At 39.1% G+C, this 16512-nt stretch carries 19 protein-coding genes; 2 read left to right on the top strand and 17 right to left on the bottom strand.

Features of this window, described 5'->3' with window-relative positions; translation table 11 throughout:
* Positions 1-5: 5 nt before the first annotated feature.
* The 8 genes from ACH3O9_RS14420 to ACH3O9_RS14455 are packed head-to-tail and all read right to left on the bottom strand — an operon-like array spanning position 6 to position 6886.
* The gene (locus ACH3O9_RS14420; RefSeq protein ID WP_416441642.1) at positions 6-839 is read right to left on the bottom strand and encodes a DUF4138 domain-containing protein; all 834 of its coding nucleotides are present in this window, start codon (positions 837-839) and stop codon (positions 6-8) included.
* Positions 836-1765 (bottom strand): conjugative transposon protein TraM, encoded by a 930-nt coding sequence (gene traM, locus ACH3O9_RS14425; protein ID WP_416441644.1) that lies wholly within the window; start codon positions 1763-1765, stop codon positions 836-838. Before traM ends, ACH3O9_RS14420 begins: the two co-directional genes overlap by 4 nt.
* A 54-nt stretch (positions 1766-1819) precedes the next feature.
* Positions 1820-2434, bottom strand: coding sequence for a conjugal transfer protein TraK (locus tag ACH3O9_RS14430; protein ID WP_416441646.1), 615 nt, complete (start codon positions 2432-2434; stop codon positions 1820-1822).
* A gap of 10 nt (positions 2435-2444) precedes the next feature.
* Positions 2445-3287, bottom strand: coding sequence for a hypothetical protein (locus tag ACH3O9_RS14435; RefSeq protein WP_416441648.1), 843 nt, complete (start codon positions 3285-3287; stop codon positions 2445-2447).
* A gap of 2 nt (positions 3288-3289) precedes the next feature.
* Positions 3290-3865, bottom strand: coding sequence for a conjugal transfer protein (locus ACH3O9_RS14440; RefSeq protein WP_416441650.1), 576 nt, complete (start codon positions 3863-3865; stop codon positions 3290-3292).
* Between the two features lie 4 nt (positions 3866-3869).
* A complete protein-coding gene (locus tag ACH3O9_RS14445) occupies positions 3870-6290 on the bottom strand; it encodes a TraG family conjugative transposon ATPase (RefSeq protein ID WP_416441652.1) in 2421 nt (806 codons plus the stop codon).
* The gene (locus ACH3O9_RS14450) at positions 6283-6561 is read right to left on the bottom strand and encodes a hypothetical protein (RefSeq protein ID WP_416441654.1); all 279 of its coding nucleotides are present in this window, start codon (positions 6559-6561) and stop codon (positions 6283-6285) included. Before ACH3O9_RS14450 ends, ACH3O9_RS14445 begins: the two co-directional genes overlap by 8 nt.
* 37 nt (positions 6562-6598) lie before the next feature.
* Positions 6599-6886 carry a hypothetical protein gene (locus ACH3O9_RS14455; protein WP_031428457.1) on the bottom strand — a complete coding sequence of 96 codons (288 nt, stop codon included), beginning with the start codon at positions 6884-6886 and terminating at the stop codon, positions 6599-6601.
* 189 nt (positions 6887-7075) lie between these two features.
* Between ACH3O9_RS14455 and ACH3O9_RS14460 the strand changes: the two genes are divergently transcribed.
* Together ACH3O9_RS14460 and ACH3O9_RS14465 are read left to right on the top strand one after the other, a co-directional pair.
* Positions 7076-7735 carry an N-acetylmuramoyl-L-alanine amidase family protein gene (locus ACH3O9_RS14460; RefSeq protein ID WP_416441656.1) on the top strand — a complete coding sequence of 220 codons (660 nt, stop codon included), beginning with the start codon at positions 7076-7078 and terminating at the stop codon, positions 7733-7735.
* A gap of 141 nt (positions 7736-7876) precedes the next feature.
* Positions 7877-8536: a class I SAM-dependent methyltransferase gene (locus ACH3O9_RS14465; protein WP_416441658.1), complete on the top strand. Its 660-nt coding sequence runs from the start codon at positions 7877-7879 to the stop codon at positions 8534-8536.
* A gap of 41 nt (positions 8537-8577) precedes the next feature.
* Here the strand turns inward: ACH3O9_RS14465 and ACH3O9_RS14470 are convergent, their stop codons facing one another.
* The 9 genes from ACH3O9_RS14470 to ACH3O9_RS14510 form a co-directional block, all read right to left on the bottom strand.
* Positions 8578-9240 carry an ATPase gene (locus ACH3O9_RS14470; RefSeq protein ID WP_416441660.1) on the bottom strand — a complete coding sequence of 221 codons (663 nt, stop codon included), beginning with the start codon at positions 9238-9240 and terminating at the stop codon, positions 8578-8580.
* The gene (locus tag ACH3O9_RS14475; protein WP_416441662.1) at positions 9224-9976 is read right to left on the bottom strand and encodes a hypothetical protein; all 753 of its coding nucleotides are present in this window, start codon (positions 9974-9976) and stop codon (positions 9224-9226) included. Before ACH3O9_RS14475 ends, ACH3O9_RS14470 begins: the two co-directional genes overlap by 17 nt.
* A gap of 3 nt (positions 9977-9979) precedes the next feature.
* Positions 9980-10264, bottom strand: a complete 285-nt coding sequence (locus ACH3O9_RS14480) for a helix-turn-helix domain-containing protein (RefSeq protein WP_416441664.1) — start codon at positions 10262-10264, stop codon at positions 9980-9982.
* Between the two features lie 297 nt (positions 10265-10561).
* A complete protein-coding gene (locus ACH3O9_RS14485; RefSeq protein WP_416441666.1) occupies positions 10562-11401 on the bottom strand; it encodes an RteC domain-containing protein in 840 nt (279 codons plus the stop codon).
* 182 nt (positions 11402-11583) lie between these two features.
* Complete coding sequence (locus ACH3O9_RS14490; RefSeq protein ID WP_277899731.1) at positions 11584-12504, bottom strand: helix-turn-helix transcriptional regulator; 921 nt, start codon at positions 12502-12504, stop codon at positions 11584-11586.
* 5 nt (positions 12505-12509) lie between these two features.
* Positions 12510-13001 carry an asparaginase domain-containing protein gene (locus tag ACH3O9_RS14495; RefSeq protein ID WP_277899732.1) on the bottom strand — a complete coding sequence of 164 codons (492 nt, stop codon included), beginning with the start codon at positions 12999-13001 and terminating at the stop codon, positions 12510-12512.
* 44 nt (positions 13002-13045) lie between these two features.
* Positions 13046-14779, bottom strand: a complete 1734-nt coding sequence (locus ACH3O9_RS14500) for an efflux RND transporter periplasmic adaptor subunit (RefSeq protein WP_416441668.1) — start codon at positions 14777-14779, stop codon at positions 13046-13048.
* A 326-nt stretch (positions 14780-15105) separates the two neighbouring features.
* Positions 15106-15669: a DUF305 domain-containing protein gene (locus ACH3O9_RS14505; RefSeq protein ID WP_416441670.1), complete on the bottom strand. Its 564-nt coding sequence runs from the start codon at positions 15667-15669 to the stop codon at positions 15106-15108.
* A 131-nt stretch (positions 15670-15800) separates the two neighbouring features.
* On the bottom strand, positions 15801-16508 hold the full coding sequence (locus ACH3O9_RS14510) for a PepSY domain-containing protein (RefSeq protein WP_416441672.1): 708 nt from the start codon (positions 16506-16508) through the stop codon (positions 15801-15803).
* Between the last annotated feature and the right edge of the window lie 4 nt (positions 16509-16512).

Here is a 16512-nt window from a genome sequence, read left to right on the forward strand (position 1 = left end):
CGATTCTAATTTGGATTATTGATAAATCTATGCGATATTTTTAACTTTAAGTTCCTTTCCCCGTTCTTTTCATTGAGCTCTAAAACCGCCCTGCGGTCATTGCTTATAGAAAACTTAGGCAGCACATAAACCAATCTTACAGTTTCGTTTTCGACTATTTTTGAGGGCAGGTTATATTTAAAAATCGGCTCTTGATAAAGGCGTTGCAAGGATTTCTTCTTACCCTTTTTCCTCGTTTCAACGGACAAATTCAAAAAATTCAAATCGTAATCCAAGGTAGATTTATTTTCAATCTGGATCACGAAGTAAAGCTCTTCCTTGTCGAAAACAATGTTTTCAACACTTAAAACGATGCCCTCGTTCCGTTTTTTTATCCGGCCAATCCTTTGCTTTCGATCAAGTAAGTAGGAACAAAATTTTTGGTAATAATAGATCTCGTTTCCTAACTTTATCTTGGACTTATAGACCTTAGCAGAATCAACAACAATAGGCTTTTCATTACCGATGCTTTTAGACTTCGGTATAAAATAGTTCAGTCTGTCAAGTTGTTTCTTATACTTTACAATATACGAAAAAACCGAACCATTTCTGTTGACCACCAGAAGATTACTTTCCTTTCCCGGCTTTGCCTGGAGCAGTCCAAAATACTGTTCTTTCTCGCGGTTATAGGTAAACACAAAATTGTCCGATCCCGTGATCCCTTGGCGGATGGGTTCCGGGAAGAACAGGGCAACGTTCTTTTGGTCATTTGCATAAATGGTGTCAAGTGATTTGATTGTTTGCGCAGAAACTTCGCCAACGACCAAAATAAATATAAGGAATAGGATATAGGTTTTCATAGCTTAGGTTTTAGGATTAGTTTGTAGTTGTTGAGTATGGTAACCTTTACATTTCGGTTGTTGCGCTGGAATATCTTTTTGAACCCACTTATCTGTGGCACTCCGGCGATATTGATATCGTCCACCATATCGCCAATGACCTCGGTGGAAACCTGTGCGCGAAAGTTGTTTTCCACATAAACCCCTTCACTACCGTCCTGTAGGTCGAAGGCTTTCAGTTTTGTGGGCTGATTTTTGATATTCTCGATCTCGATCAAAACCCGATTGGGCCCAAAACTGATAAAACCGTAAATCGGTGTGTTTTTCGGAATTTGTTTACGATTAATGGTAGCCGCTTTGGTCAGGCGCATCCGCAACCGCGAATTGGTCTTGACGACTTGATCGCCATCCACAGCCGCATAAATAGCGGCATCCGTTGTACCGGAAACGGAAACAGCATTTTCCTGTGGGTCAGAGGCAAAGAACAACTGGTGTTCCAGCCCCATTTCCTTGGCATCAATTTTTTGCTCGGCCTTTATTGCTGCGGAATCAACTGTTTTTGCGACCTTGGTAACAGTTTTTTTAACGCCAATATTCCGATAATTTTTTTCGGAATACCTGATTTTCCCTGCGGAGTAAATACTATCCACAATGCGCTCCTTTTCTTTTTCGGGTAAATCCGCATCATAAAAACCTAGGGAGTCGATCAACTTTTCATCATAGATGCTCGGGGCGTTGGTTTCGCGTACTTCCTTTAAATCATTGATGGCATCCAGTTTGGAATCGTATTCCTTTTGATCCTCTTCCAATGCAGGAACCGAAGTTTCTTTAAGGTTCTCGTTCCCGCTTTGGTCTTCACCCATTACCATTATGGAATAGGAAATCAGGAATAGGAATATCACAGCCAAGACGGCCGCAAATACTGTTTTGTTCTTTTCGATCTTCATAATCATTGGTTTTTAAATGCCCACCCGCCTGACTGTCGAGCAGGTTATGGGCTGTCAATTTTCATCGTTTAGTTTTTTAAGGGACTTTTCGAAATAATCGGTGATTAGCAATCCGTGTGGATTGTTTGGAAAGTTCCGATCAACAGCAATGAGGTTTCCGGTGGAGGTCAATTCATACGTATCAACAATCGACCCTCGGTTGATCTCAAAAATGGTAACCGTTCTGAAACTGTAAACCCCATTATTTTCATCGATTTGGGAATCGATGCTCAATACCTTTTGGACAAGGGAATACTGCAAGAGACGGTTGTAAACCCCGTCTGCCTTTTTTTGCCTATAGAGGTTGTCCACGGAACTGTTTCCAAGCCATAGCGCCTTTTCCAAGTTCTTTTCATAATTGCTTGCATCGATGTTATAGAAGTAATTGTGAAAGAGCTCCAAGTGGGCCAAGGCTTCCACCTTAAAGTTTTCTTTTTGGGTAACGAGCTTCAACGGGATGATGCTTCCATCGGTATTGATGGCAAAAGCGTTGTTCAGGGCTTTTTTATTGATGTTGAATACCATCCAAACGGCAAAAAAGCTGGACAAGGCGGAACAGATGACAACAGCCAAGACGATGAACCGGTTTATTCTAAGGACGGAGTAGATATTTTTATAGGGTGTTTTCATTGTATCTTTTTTAGGCAGTAAATAATTTCAGGGTAAATGATGTAGCGCGCCGGTACAGCTTGAACTTTAGGAAGACGATAAACCCCACAGAACCGAGCTGTACGACCGGGGCAAAAAAGCCGCTGCCCACATCCGTTCCGAACAAATTTGTCCAGAAGTTGGTATTGATCTCGGTATAGAGCGCATTGACGAATACATTGACCAAGAAGAACGCGGGAACAAGCATATAGACCGCTGCGTAGAGTTTAAAAAAGTTATAGGCCAATGACCTAAATTTTTCGAACACGGCAAGACTGATGACCAAAGGAAAGAACGCCTGCATTATCCCCAACAAGAAGAAACGTTCGGCCAAGAACAGCGGATAAATAAACAGGTCGAGAATCCACAGGATCGTGCTTACGATGAAAGCAAATATTTTAAACCCAAACAGTGGTGTAACCAAGGCTTCATAGAGCAAGGACATCGCGGCCTGAGCTGCTTTTATGATGTTGACTTCCTCTTCAATGGGAATATCCTGCATCTGCAAGGGCAACAAAGCCGGAGCGGTTCCCCGATATTGTCCCTCAATGGCCACCAAGATACCGTCAAAAAAGCCCAGTACCTGTGTGGAAAAAATGACCAGAAGAACGACCGCAAAATTTTTGATCAGTTCTCCTGGGCTCAATCCCCAGGTATAACCACCCTGATCTGCAACGCCCTCATTGTATTTTTTGAGGATGTTGATTAGGAAGAAAAGAACCGCAAGGGTTTTCATTCCCGCAATGGTATTTTGTGAGAAACTGCTATTCTGTATGGTCTGAAAAACCGTATCAACGTATTCCAGACCGATCCCTAAGATGATTGCCGCGGTCATAATCAATATTCTGTTTCCCGGTTATTGATCTTATCCTGCATTTTTCTGAAGGAAATTATGTCACGATAGCGTTTCGTTTTCGTAGTAATGTTGAAAACCATTTCATTTGATTCCTGCTCTTTCATTTTCAGTACTTCGGCACGTTCAGCATCGCTCATTTTCAGATAATCGCTGGATAGAACTTCATCAATGAAGTCCATTGTATCCAGTGAATTTTGGACGATGCCTTCAAATGATTCGGTAACTCGGGCAATTTCTTCGGGTTTGATATAAGGCGAGTTCAAAATATCCTGCAAATCATTTTGCATTACCTGAATAAGACGCTGATTGTTATCTGCGATCTCCTGTACAGCTTTGAGCTGTCTAACCACGTTAGAAACTTTCTCGATGCTTTCCTTGGCATCTTTCAGAAATTTTACGGATTTGATAAGTTGGCTCGTCTGCTTTGCCGATTCTACTAATGACTTTACCAGACTGATAAAGTTGGTATTGTCATACACCGGCATTCCTTGACAGGCAGCACGTGCAGGCAGTAAAAAGATGAATGCCGTTACGATGATTAAGATTTTTGTCTTCATAATATTATGTTTTAGAGGTGAATTCTTTGATGGCTCGTTCCATATTTTGTGTTTTTTTGTAAATGTCCATTATGACCTCGTTTTCGTGCCCATCGGTCAAATAAGCCGCATAGACTTCTTTCGGAACTTCAAGCCGGAAGATGTTGCTTTCCTTACCGATTTTGATAAACATTTCCGTGTACTTGCGTGGCCCGGAAAGATTGTTCTTGATGGATTTTAACTGGTTCAGATCGTGGGTCGAAAGGTTGAGCCGCTTGACCAGTTCCCCATAGCCTTTCTCGTTGTTTAGGCTATAGATGACTTGCGTATTTTCCAGTATGCTTGCCGAAGTAGAGTTGTTCGGAAGCTGATTTATGGATTGAAGGATAATCCCAATAGCCCCATTCTGCTTACGGATCGCCTGATAGTAGAATTCCACGCTTTCCAGTACGTTTTCGAACTTTAGTTGTTTGGCGAACTCATCAAAAAGGATAATTCCTTTTTCGGCGCGGTTCTTCCAAATGGTTCGTTGAATTGCAGACTTAATCAGCTTCAACATTACGGACAGGATTTCCTTATTGTCCTTTACTTCGTCCAGTTCAAAAACGATAAGGCGTTTATCCTCGATCTTATAGGTCTGGTCTTCGCTTACTTCAAAAAGGAAGCTGTATAGACCATCACCAACATACTCCGACATTACGTGCAGAAAGCCCGTAACATTGAAGTAGTCAGGATGGATTTTAAGTTGACCCAAAAGGTCTTTTTGGTTACGCTCGATAAAATGATAAAAACCATCCAAGGAGTGATTTTCTGGTACGCTATTGTAATAGTGGCGCAGTATTTTCTTGACGGAAACCGATTGTGCCTTGGTTACTTTCAAATCGGAAGCAAACAATTCAAAAAGGAACACCGATAGGTCTTCGAGCCGTTCAGGAGTGAGATCATTGTGGTTGCTGATGTAAAATGGGTTGATACCGAGGTTCTTGCCACTTTCGTAGCGAAGTACCGTGTACTTTTCTGGATAGAGTTTTGCAAACTTGGTGTAGGATCCACCAAGGTCGATGATCACCAGGCGAACGCCACTTTCAAAATATTGGCGCAGAATATTATTGGCCAAAAAAGATTTGCCCTCACCGGTCGGTGCGAATATGGCAAAGTTTCGTGCCTTGATGCGTTTCTTGTGCTCATCCCATACATCTTTGAGAACCGGAATGTTATGTTCCCTGTCGTTAAAGATGATCCCAGTAGTATCCGACTTGTAGTTGGTATTGTTGATGAACAGGCATAGCGCGTGTTTCAAATCAGTTACATACAAATCGTTGTTCGAGAAATTGGAAGAAAAACAGCAGTAGCTGTTCAGAATATAATTTTTTCGTTCCTCCCCCCTTGGATAATATGGGATAATGTCCAGTTCCTTGAACTCGGTCTTGATCTTGGAACCGATACGGCCAAGATTAGCAGGGTGCTTATCCCAAAAAACGATGTTCAGATGGCCACGGATAATCCGCGCATTGTCATCGGCATTGATCTGGTCAAGGATATGTTTGATTTTTCCAAGTACCACTTTGTTCTGCGAACCAAAGTTGGAACTTTTGTTTAGTTCTTCGACCTTCTTATCGAGCAGTTTGCGCCACTTCTGTTTGTCGTCCAGATACAGGATTTGGTTTACGATATGGTTCTCGTTAAGCGTAAGCCCCAGCCCATCAATAAACCCTTGATGAAACACAAAATCGTCAGAAGTGAATTTCTCATTGGTCTTGCTGCTCTGTACACTTTCCCCAAAGCACAGTTCGCTGTTGATGGCCAGGGCATCAAAATAGTTTTCGCCTATATTGACGTTTTTCTTCCCGCCCCGGCGGGCAGGTTCAAGTAAAATATCGGTATCAAAGCCTTCATTGAATCCGTTAAAATAGCCATTGGTCAAATTTTGGATTGCATCCGCATCAAGTGGAGTAAACTCCATTTTACGGCTATTGTTGATAAAGGAGACAGAATCGCTTACCGAGCCGATAAAGCGTTGCACGGTATCATCGAGTTCCCGGATAATGCCCTTGGAAACCTTTCGGAAGGGATTGACATATTTGGCATTGTTGAGCACTTTGTTCTTGGTTAGGATAAAGAACAAGAAGCAGCGGTGCTCCATATATTCGCGCCCTTTAAAATGCTCGTGGGTTGCCTTTTCCAAAAAGGTTTTATTGGAAAGTTGGTCAGAGGTGTATGATTTTTTGAGATAAACATCCTGTTTATGCACAACCGTTCCAACCGGCAACGACTTCAAAGCTTGAAACCAGGCCCCGTGCATATCCTCAAAATCCTTCTCGGAAAGGGAATAGATCTCGGGCAAGCTACCTTCGTAGCACAAGACCACATTGCCATTGTTGGCAAAAATGATATTGTCCTGAATATCCGCAATGGGTCGGTACGCTGAAAGGTTAATCTTATTCATAATCGATGCCGGAGTTTCGTTTGTTACTGATGATTTTTGGGAAGGCTTTCGCCATCTGGAAGATTTGTGAATTGTTCGTTATCTGCGTCAAGGCGATATACAAAGCTGCATTAAGAACCAACACGCCAATGATGATCCCGAAACTAAACGAGAAAATGATGACCAATAGCGAAGCGAGGATGGAAACCATCATTAGGGCAAAGAGGGATATGGGCAGCCCGAAAATGACCGCCCCTTTCCTGATGTTTTTATATACCTCGAACTTTTTCATAAGTACAGTTGATTACTTTAAAATGCCTCTTAGGGGCTTAGACCACGATTCCGATTAGGTAAGTAAAGATGCCCACGACCGCCCCGGCAATCAGAACAAATACAAGTACACGGGTAATCCCTTTTTTAAGGTCAGCGTTTTCCCCGAAAAAGTGCCCAGCATTGAAAAGGAAACCGATCAGGAAGATTACCCCTAAGATTATGGGAAAAATGGTTCTAATGGTATTGGAAACATCATCGACCGAATCTTCGATACCTCCAATTTGGGCAAAAAGCGAAGTTGAGAGCAACGAGAGAAAAGTTGCCAGATAGATTGATTTTTTCATAACGGAACAGTTTAAATTTTTGATTCATTTTCGTTAAGGGAAAAATACATATATTTGATTACAAATAACTGATAATCAAATATTTGTGAATAAAATATTATTTGTATTCAATTGAATTCGGATGATATTATTTGATATTAAATTCTATGGATTTTGGAAGGTAGCTTGTTGATAACTCGAAAAGTGAAAATGAAAAAAGTGCTCAAAAACGTCAGTTTTGGCTTTTTGCTCCTGAAAATGTGCTTCTTTTTGGGACAAGAACCGGTAACCCAAAAACGAATTGTTATTGATGTTGGGCACGGTGGAAAAGATTCCGGTGCGATAGGGATAAATGGGATTAAAGAAAAAGATGTGGTTCTTGGGATTGCAAAAGAAATATGCGTGCTGAATAAAATGATTTTAAAAGACAAATACGATATTTATCTTACGCGATACGATGACAGATTTATACCGCTTATAGACAGGAACCGATTGGCGAAGTCTTTAAACGCCTGTATGTTCGTTTCCCTGCATTGCAATGCTTCCACAAACAATTCCAGAGGAATGGAGGTTTATACCCTGAATTCCTTTTCTGAAGATTCAGAGCCGAACATTAAAAAATCGATTGCCCTGGGGACGGAAATTTTGTGCGAAGCCAAGCTTCATCTTAAAATTGAGGACAGGGGGATTAGATTTGCCAACTTTCAAGTGCTTAGGGAAACAATTGGGTTTTGTCCAGCTATTTTGGTTGAAGTGGGGTTTCTTACCAATAGCGATGAAAGTGCCTATTTTTTGAAAGCCTCTAATGTCAATGCTATTGCTTTGGCTATTTTGTTGGGGATGGATAACTACTTAAAAATACAACTATGAAAGATTTGTTTGTTGAAGCTGTAAAAAGCATTGGAGAAGTATTCAAAACTTTTTTATCAGAAGTTCTAAGACATATTTATGGTCTAAAAAACAGGCAATGAGTATCTTTAAGCAATAAACTCACTACCAGCTGAAAGTAAAATGAAAACCCAAATGTACGGAACGAAAGAAAATCAAGAAAAAGCTATTCGTTATTACGATAAACTTTCCGTCATTTATGATTATATCTCAAACTGGTATAACAAAAAGGCGAGAAATTATGCCATCGAGGAACTTGAACTCAAAAATGGACAGACCGTTTTGAACCTGCCCTGCGGAACAGGGGTCAACTTCAAATATTTTAATGAATATTTGAACAATTCTGGACTTATCATCGGTATTGATCTTTCAAGTGGGATGCTCGATAAAGCAAAGCAAAAAATAGAAAAAAGCGGATGGACAAATATCGATACAGAATTGAACAACGCTACCAAAATCGATCAAGAATGGCTTGATGATTATAGCAATGAAAAAATTACCGTTGATGCTGTTTTTTGCGATCTTGGTTTGTCCGGGCTGCCCGAATGGCGGAACATTATCGACAATATGATTTCAATCTTAAAACCGAAGGGAAGGATTGTTATTTTGGACTGGTATCTTGAAAAACCAAGTTTGAGGGGCGATTTTGTGAAATGGATCGGGAAGGGCGAAGTGGACCGGCCAATTTGGCAATATTTGCAGACCAAAGTATCTGATTTTAAGGTGGATGATAGTTTCAATTACGGCGGGGTTTTTGTTGCGTCCGGCAGTAAGCCTGAATAAGGCAAATAAACCGTTTTTATAAGAAAATTACCGTCTTAAATTCACTTCCTTTTATCCCCAGCCTTCTCGTGAAAAGCAATTAAATTGAACAACTCCCGCATCCGGCTACGCACCCGGTTGCCATAGCGTTCTTCCAGTTCCTCTGCATTGAGGTTGGTTGTTGCGTGGGTTTTGATCTTGTGTTTGGTTTGTAGATAAAGTTCGTATCGAGATAAAAGAACTTCGCCCATCACGTTCAGATCCTTTCCGTAAAACCTTCCGGCAGGTTCTACGCCCAAATCGTCAAAACAGAAAAACTTTGTATTTCCATAATCCTCGATGGTTTTAAAACCAAGATGGTTAAAACTGAATGCCACATTCCGACAAGGAATCATTTCATAGGGGCGTTGCAACGGAACTAAATGCCGTAAAAGTTTCATCAAGCTGGTTTTGCCGCATCCCACGGGCCCAGATAGTAAAATGCCCTTTTCAACATCAATCTCATATTTTTGGCAGTTTTCCGTGTCCTTGATGAAGTAGGAACAGAGTTTTAGCAAAATATCCTTGTCCTCCTCATAGATTTTGAATTTCTTTCCAAAAAGAAGCTTGCCCTTTGCATTCAAATAAGTTAGGATTTTCGGGAAATCATATAGCACACATTTCCCATCAAATTTGCCCAGCGAATATTCCACGCCGCCTTCGGTTATTTTAGAGGGGTTGTCCATAATCCTTGGTTTTAGTGGTTTTGAGGTTGTCCCGATTTTGGGACGCTCCCCTTTTGTTTGGTTTGTTTTCTTCGGCAAATAATTCGGTTCTATCCATCCAATTTGTGGCCAAGGCCCGCCAATCCCTGATTGCATTTCCATCACTTGTTTTCCAATGGTTGGCTTCATAATGCGTAAAGAATTTTTTTCCTTCATCAGCATTAAAACCTTTTTCAATAAAAAAATCCAAAACTGCCTGCCTGCCCTTTGGTTGTTTATTAATGTTTACCTGTTTGGTATTGTTTATATTAGATACCAATGCTTGTCCACTCACGGGACGGTGCGGGTACACAGCTTTTCCGTTGATGGGATGGTGCTGGTACACTACTGGTTCACGAATGGGATGGTAGTGTTCCGCAAGCTGTTCCAATTCGGGACTGTACCGTCCCATATCCGGCTCATCACTTGTCCCGATAATGGACATCTTGATCTTGCTCCCTTTGTATGGATTGTTGGATGGGAAATAGGATAGGTAGTTCCACGAGTTCAGGTCGGTAACACAGCGATGATAGGTAGATTTCGAACCTATTTTGGCCACACGCATCAGCTCGCGGCGGTTCACAAAAAACTCATCGGCAAAACGGCTACTGTTCCATTCTTGGAACAGGGCCATATACAGGCTGATATGGGTCGGGTTCAAGCGATCATCGAAGAAGAATTTTTCAAAAGCCGCATTGAGTAGCTTGATGTAATTCATCGCCTAAGAATTTAATCCGTGCTGCACACGGTTTGCGTTCATCACGTTCTGAATTTCCTCGGCATCGTAGTAAATGATACCACCAACTTTGGTGTAGGGCAATGTGCCATTGACACGAAGGTTTTGAAGTGTTCCCGGACTCACTTGAAGCAATTCCATCACTTCGGAAGATTTCAGGTACTTTTTGAGTTCACCGGTTGCTTGTCGGGATAGGAGCTTTTTAATGTCATCGAGCAATTCCATTTTGAATTCCCGAAGATCGTCTGTGGTAATGATACTTGTTGGCATAATAGAACGATTTTAAAGAAAAGGGCCACCAAATTGCTTTAAGCTAATTTGATAGCCCTTCGCAGGATTTGACTTTCGTTCTACAAATTTGGAATGGATTATTGGTTTTTGTTCCCTATTAAGACCGTAGTACGGTAAAAATTTAACATCTTGAATTTTAATCCGTTTTGATTGGTTTTGATCCTTATATAGGATTGTAGGTAATCTAAAATATCACCAAATTAAATGAGGAAAGCGAAGAAATAGGATTTCGGTATGTAAACCGTAGTACGGTCTTTTTTTAACAGCTTTTTAGAATTATTCTTCACTCTTGTTCATTTCAGAAATCAGGGAGGTGCTGAGAAAATCCAGAAATAAAGTCCTACTATTTTTTCTGTTTTTTATATCCTGATAGGTTTTGTAGATTTTCTCAGATGGTTTAATATCGAATATATTCTGAAGCGTATTAGACAATTTGATAATGCTCAAATCATTTTGTTTTGTAATTCCGGCAGCACTTAAAGCATAGACTAACTCTACCCAATCAATATTGGAAAACGGCCAAGGAATTTTTTGAATGCTATTTGACTTAATACTTTTTTCATTCACATTATTTTTGAGCCTGAATAATCGTTCATCCAAATAGATTACCAACAAATTGTATGCTTTAAATTTACCTAAAAGCATATCTCTGGGAGTACAAAATTCGGGATCCTGAAAATAGAACTTTGAGGTTGTTATATGATAGGTGCTTAAATAATCACGAGTATAATATTCCTTATCAAAATGGGTAGCTTTGGAATTAACATACTGCCCAAAATCAATATTATAAAGAAAGAAACGGTTAAATTTGCCAATTTTCTTTTTCAAGAACTTAAGCTTGGCTTTTTTATCGGCTTTCGGAAACTGTATTTCCAAAGAATGGATTTCTGAAAAATAAATGAGTTGTATCAGCGGGACTTGCTTTATGTTTTTAAAGAAGTCTATTTCTTGCTCTAAGGAATCAAAGTCATTTTCAATGATTTCTCTTTTAAACGAACTAAGTAAATTACGGCATACTTCAATAGAACGAAAAGCCCTATTCAAAATATTGTTGTTTTTAAGCTTAATTTCGTTCAGTTGTTCCAGTAATATTTCTGTTTGTAACTGTAAATCCATCACCAATCATTTTACAGATCATTTTGAAAAGGTTTAAGGAGGTTTCAATTTGTCTAAAGATAAATTTAGAACTATAAAATACAAGTGAATTATAGCGTATTTAGATACGGAAATGCCGTATTTTCCTACGGAAATTTATAAGATATATTATTTAAAAGAGAATTATATGACAATATCTCTGTCTATCTCTTGAAACTTTTACGGAAACGAGATAAAAATTGACGTCTATTTTTTACGTCCGTTTTCTTGAAGATGTTAGAGGCGTGTTTAGAAACAGTACTTTCTGCGATAAATAAATCTTTGGAAATTTCTTTGTAGGTCTTATTGCTTAAAATAGATAAAGCGACTTCAATTTCCCGTCTGGTTAAATTTTCATAAATTATTCTATGCTTTGCTGAATATTCGTTTTGTTTATTGTTCCAATCAAAAATTTTATGCATTTTACTTTTATTCTCAAGCAGGTAAAGATACCTGTCTATTTCAATGGCAGTAATAGCGTAAAAAGCTAAGTTCATTACAGTAAATGTTAACCATTGGTAATCCCCAATGACTGTTAAAACTGGAAGCAGCGCGATACAACTTACGCTTAGGACTGACAATTTATTCCGTCTCAGAAAAAAAGGATTTGGTTTAACCGAATTTGAAATCCTCTGGTAAAAAAACCAAAGAAATACAAAAGCTATTATGGATATTGGAATGGTAAACAGAAATCTAGCAGAACTCAATGAGTGCGTGAAGAAGTAAGGGATCAAAAACAGCAATACAAAACTACCAATTGCTATAATGGTAAGGTTTTGGATTGAAAAATGAAACTTAACTACTATAATATCATACTCTTTATATAGGTAGTATATCAAATAAAGGCAAAGTGTTATAGCTACACCATATGTAATGATATATTGAAAAATAAATGGATCAGGAAAATTTTCTATGGGCAAAAATCCACCTGTGCCATTATAGGCTATAAAAAGTAAGCCCAGTTTTATAAATCTGAAAAAATTGTTTTTAAGTTTTTTAGATGATTGATAGAGAGCAAACAGTACAATGAATATATCAATTAAAAGATAGAAAAAAGTTGTCCAATGTATCGACGTTCCAAACACTCAGTTTATTCATTTTTGGAAATAAATTTGTTAGTTGTTATATTTTTAGTGACATTATTCCATCGAAAAATTCTACCGTTCATAGCGATATACACATCCGGCTTTAAAAATTGTAATGCACTGACTGCAAAACCCAAATTGAAGGGGGCATCCGTATTTTTAGAGTCTCCCATAATAAATGAGCCTACAAGGACAATAGTTTTTTCAAGGTCTTTATTGCCAAGGTAAAATGCGGTATCTTCCATCGTAAAAGTGCCGTGGGTAATTAGGAATTTTTCTGCCTTGGAAGCTTTTATTTTTTTTAGCAAAAAATTTCTATCTTCATCGGTAATTGATCGGCTATCTTTAGCAAATGCCTTTTCAATGATGTAAGGAAAAGAAACATTGGCGGATTCAATAAGTTCTCTAATAGTTATATTACTTTGTTTTTGCTTATTTTCTTGTTTTTCATAATCCAAGCCCTCAATGGTTCCTCCTGTTGTAAGAATGTGTATCATAATTTCGACAGATTTAATTAACTTTAATTTGGGATGAATAATTGTTAAAGGGTATCAATTGTGCTCCCACAGGTCATCATCTGCTCCCCGTAATAGGGATTACGGATTTCTTTATCTGCACTCAGCCAAAACGCACCTTGATTATTGTTGGCCATCGGACATTTCTGTATCAAAATTTCGGGATCGATATTTTGAATATTCATTACAATAGGAACTATATTTTGATTCAATACCACAAAATGATTCCTTTGATTTTTAATATTATCGGCTTCATTGATAGCCACTAACATTCGCTTAATTTTGGAAATATGGGATTGTTCCATTTTATCCAAATCACTTTCGGGAATTGACTTTATTTCTTCCAGTGTTTTTTTTGCGTAAACAGAAATAGCGGTGATATTTCCTTCTACAAAAGCATCTTTCATATCCAGATAGGGTTTTAAGCTTTTCTTAATAGCTTTCTGTGTTTCTTGTGATAATTTCATCTTCGTTTCTGGTATCGTTTCTTCCTCCGCAGAATTGCTCTGGTTCATCATTGATTTTTTACCGCGTAACTGTGCAGCTGCATCTACAGTAAAAGTGCCATTGGTTACAATTTCATCGCCATTTTCAAGACCTTCGGTAATCGTGTATGCTTCCCCATTTCTGTTACCGATGGTCACTTCCCGCATTTCAAAAACGGGTTCCTCAGGATTGGTTTTCACATAAACCACCGAACGCTCTCCAGTCCACATTACTGCTGATGCCGGAACGACAAGCTGCTGTTTTTGGGAAACACCAAAACCTTCTATATTCCCAGCAACAAACATTCCCGGTTTTAAGAGGTTGTTGTTATTTTGTATCGTAGCTCTTACCGTCACCACTCTGGTTTGAGTGTTTAATACCGGGTCAATAAAAGATATAGTAGCATCAAATTCCTTATTGGGATAGGCATTGGTGGTCATTTTAATTTCCTGCCCTATTTTAAATTGGGAAATTTGATTTTCATAGGCGTCAAACGCCGCCCAGACCGAGTTTAGGTTGCTTAATTTCAAAATAGGCTGCCCCTGTTTTACGTAATCGCCTTCTTCTGCCATTTTTTCAGAAACTGTTCCTGAAACCGTGGCATAAATCGGAAAATTTTCACGTACTTTTCCTGACTCTTCAATTGTGTTGATTTGGCTTTCCGAAAGTTTCCAAAGCTTTAATTTATTCCTTACAGATTTGTAAAGTGCTGGTTGGCTTTCTTTAAGCGATGCCGTAGTAATGAGTTCCTGTTGCGCTGCGACAAGATTGGGGGCATATATGGTTGCCAAGAGCTGTCCCTTGCGAACTTCCTGCCCTTCATAACTTACATTGAGGCTTTCTATCCTTCCGTCAAAGTAACTTGCCTGAACGGAATTTGCTTCTTCATTTTCGACTATTTTTCCTGTTAGCGAAATAGTGTTGCCATTTTTCCCTTCTGCATCTCCCACTATACTGGTTTGGATGTTGGCCAAGGCCATTGCATTTTTTGTCATTTTAAACTGGTCAGCGGCAAGACCATCTGCACTTGATTCTGCCGGAATCAGATCCATCCCGCAAATGGGGCAGTCACCTGGTTCGGGCTGCATAATCTGTGGATGCATCGAGCAGGTCCACATCTCTTCTTCACCCTCCGTAGAGTGGTCCTGATTATCGGACATATCTGAAACGTCCTTATTGGACATTGATGCATCAGAAGATCCGCCAAAAATCAACCAACCACCAAGCAGTCCGACAAGGACTGCGATGGTGATGTATATTATATTCTTATTCATAAGTATTTATTTTTCGTTCTGTAATTGCTCAAACATTCTATTCGTATCTGCGCTTTCCCTGTCCTGCGCTTTAATCCCATCGCCGGCGAATTTCCTTAATTCTCGGTCTTGAATATCGGCACACTTACTGGTCAAGATTGCGAGTTAATGAAGTACTATCAATGCCTTCATCCGCTCTAGACTGTAATCAGTTAATTGGTTTAACGTTTAAACTTGCAAGAATCAGACGGGCAAACAAGTTATATTTTCAGAAGCAGTTGAGAATAGGAAATTACCTATTACACTTATTTAGAGGCAGTATCCCTTTTTCAACTGCTGTTATTATTTTAATTTTCAATATTCTTGGTTTCCTCGTCTAGTTTACCTTCAAATTTTGGCACAGGTCTATTTTGCCTTTCACTTTCTGTTTCAGCAATTCCATTTTCTTTTATATCCTTAATCAACCATTCCATTTCCATTATTTCCCTACGTTGTGCCTTTATGATTTCGTCGGCAAGTTTCCTTACCCTGACATCTTTTATTTTAGACCGTTCGCTAGTTAAAATGGCAATAGAGTGATGGGGTATCATTCCTTCCATATAGTCTGTATCGGAAACCGTAACCTGACTCCTGACTAACAAAATTCCGCCTGCAATGAGCAAAACTCCCATGCTTAAAACAATAAAATTTTTATTTCGGTCTTTGTACATATTAAGCATATACAGAAGCATTATAATTACCATTGATCCACCCATAATCAGAGTCATAAAAAATCTGGTCTCACTGTACCAGAAATGATCAATAATCTGATATGAGTGTACATACATTAAAAAAAACATTGCGACCATTGAGGTTGCAATCATTGCGAAAAATTTACCGTATTTACCTTTATTGTTCTGATTGTTTTCCATTTGATTTAAATTTAAAGTTTTAGTTAATATGTGATGTATAAAGCTATTATGAGTAAGCCAGCATCATAAAAAATGTTCTGTACTTCCTTTGTTTGAGTGTTTTGATTGTTCCATAGTTTTCGATTTTAGTGTTATTTGTCTCTCTTTTTTATTTTCCTGATTGTGGGCGAGCTGATATACCATAACAGAAACCCACTCAACACAGTTATCAATCCAAGCAGAGAAAAGGCACGTAGTACGATTGTGTTAAAATCATCCCGACCTTCATAATCCATCGTATGGATCATCCATAGAAAGTCGAACCAACGCCAATCCCGATGACGTAGCGTTTGAAACGCACCATCTTTTTCTGAAACGTAAGCCTTAATATTTTCAGGTGTTTCATAACTGATGACATAGGCCGGAAGCGGTCTGCCACGATACTCGCTATGGCTACACACTTGCTCGATGCGCTCGATTCCTTTTACTTCAAGTTCCGGCAGCATATTCCGTTCAGCGATTTTCAGGGCTTCATTTTCTGAAATTGCTTTCTTTTCTTTGCCTGTCTTGGCATCAAAGAGCTTTTTGTCATTAATCCAATAGAACGGCTTACTGCCAATTTCCCGAATTTCTACGGAAACTATTGCTTCCTTCAAATATGCCTCAGAGGGACTTATTAAATCGGTAAAAGCAGATGCTTCTATCGGGTCTTGCTGAAACTGGTCGCCGTGGATTTCGTCAATATTCGTCCAACTAAAGTACATTCCACTAATTGTCCACATCAAAAACTGAATGCCCAAGAAAATGCCCAGATAGCGGTGTGCCTTTCTAATCTTTATCGCTGTTTTTCTTTTTACCATATAG

Origin of the sequence: Leeuwenhoekiella sp. A16 (assembly GCF_047946675.1) — a bacterium.
In the GTDB taxonomy this organism is placed as follows: Bacteria; Bacteroidota; Bacteroidia; order Flavobacteriales; family Flavobacteriaceae; genus Leeuwenhoekiella.

Excerpts from the sequence above, each read along its gene's own strand:
- ACH3O9_RS14420 (WP_416441642.1), bottom strand. The coding sequence starts at position 839 with ATGAAAACCTATATCCTATTCCTTATATTTATTTTGGTCGTTGGCGAA.
- traM (WP_416441644.1), bottom strand. The coding sequence starts at position 1,765 with ATGAAGATCGAAAAGAACAAAACAGTATTTGCGGCCGTCTTGGCTGTG.
- ACH3O9_RS14430 (WP_416441646.1), bottom strand. The coding sequence starts at position 2,434 with ATGAAAACACCCTATAAAAATATCTACTCCGTCCTTAGAATAAACCGG.
- ACH3O9_RS14435 (WP_416441648.1), bottom strand. The coding sequence starts at position 3,287 with ATGACCGCGGCAATCATCTTAGGGATCGGTCTGGAATACGTTGATACG.
- ACH3O9_RS14440 (WP_416441650.1), bottom strand. The coding sequence starts at position 3,865 with ATGAAGACAAAAATCTTAATCATCGTAACGGCATTCATCTTTTTACTG.
- ACH3O9_RS14445 (WP_416441652.1), bottom strand. The coding sequence starts at position 6,290 with ATGAATAAGATTAACCTTTCAGCGTACCGACCCATTGCGGATATTCAG.
- ACH3O9_RS14450 (WP_416441654.1), bottom strand. The coding sequence starts at position 6,561 with ATGAAAAAGTTCGAGGTATATAAAAACATCAGGAAAGGGGCGGTCATT.
- ACH3O9_RS14455 (WP_031428457.1), bottom strand. The coding sequence starts at position 6,886 with ATGAAAAAATCAATCTATCTGGCAACTTTTCTCTCGTTGCTCTCAACT.
- ACH3O9_RS14460 (WP_416441656.1), top strand. The coding sequence starts at position 7,076 with ATGAAAAAAGTGCTCAAAAACGTCAGTTTTGGCTTTTTGCTCCTGAAA.
- ACH3O9_RS14465 (WP_416441658.1), top strand. The coding sequence starts at position 7,877 with ATGAAAACCCAAATGTACGGAACGAAAGAAAATCAAGAAAAAGCTATT.
- ACH3O9_RS14470 (WP_416441660.1), bottom strand. The coding sequence starts at position 9,240 with ATGGACAACCCCTCTAAAATAACCGAAGGCGGCGTGGAATATTCGCTG.
- ACH3O9_RS14475 (WP_416441662.1), bottom strand. The coding sequence starts at position 9,976 with ATGAATTACATCAAGCTACTCAATGCGGCTTTTGAAAAATTCTTCTTC.
- ACH3O9_RS14480 (WP_416441664.1), bottom strand. The coding sequence starts at position 10,264 with ATGCCAACAAGTATCATTACCACAGACGATCTTCGGGAATTCAAAATG.
- ACH3O9_RS14485 (WP_416441666.1), bottom strand. The coding sequence starts at position 11,401 with ATGGATTTACAGTTACAAACAGAAATATTACTGGAACAACTGAACGAA.
- ACH3O9_RS14495 (WP_277899732.1), bottom strand. The coding sequence starts at position 13,001 with ATGATACACATTCTTACAACAGGAGGAACCATTGAGGGCTTGGATTAT.
- ACH3O9_RS14500 (WP_416441668.1), bottom strand. The coding sequence starts at position 14,779 with ATGAATAAGAATATAATATACATCACCATCGCAGTCCTTGTCGGACTG.
- ACH3O9_RS14505 (WP_416441670.1), bottom strand. The coding sequence starts at position 15,669 with ATGGAAAACAATCAGAACAATAAAGGTAAATACGGTAAATTTTTCGCA.
- ACH3O9_RS14510 (WP_416441672.1), bottom strand. The coding sequence starts at position 16,508 with ATGGTAAAAAGAAAAACAGCGATAAAGATTAGAAAGGCACACCGCTAT.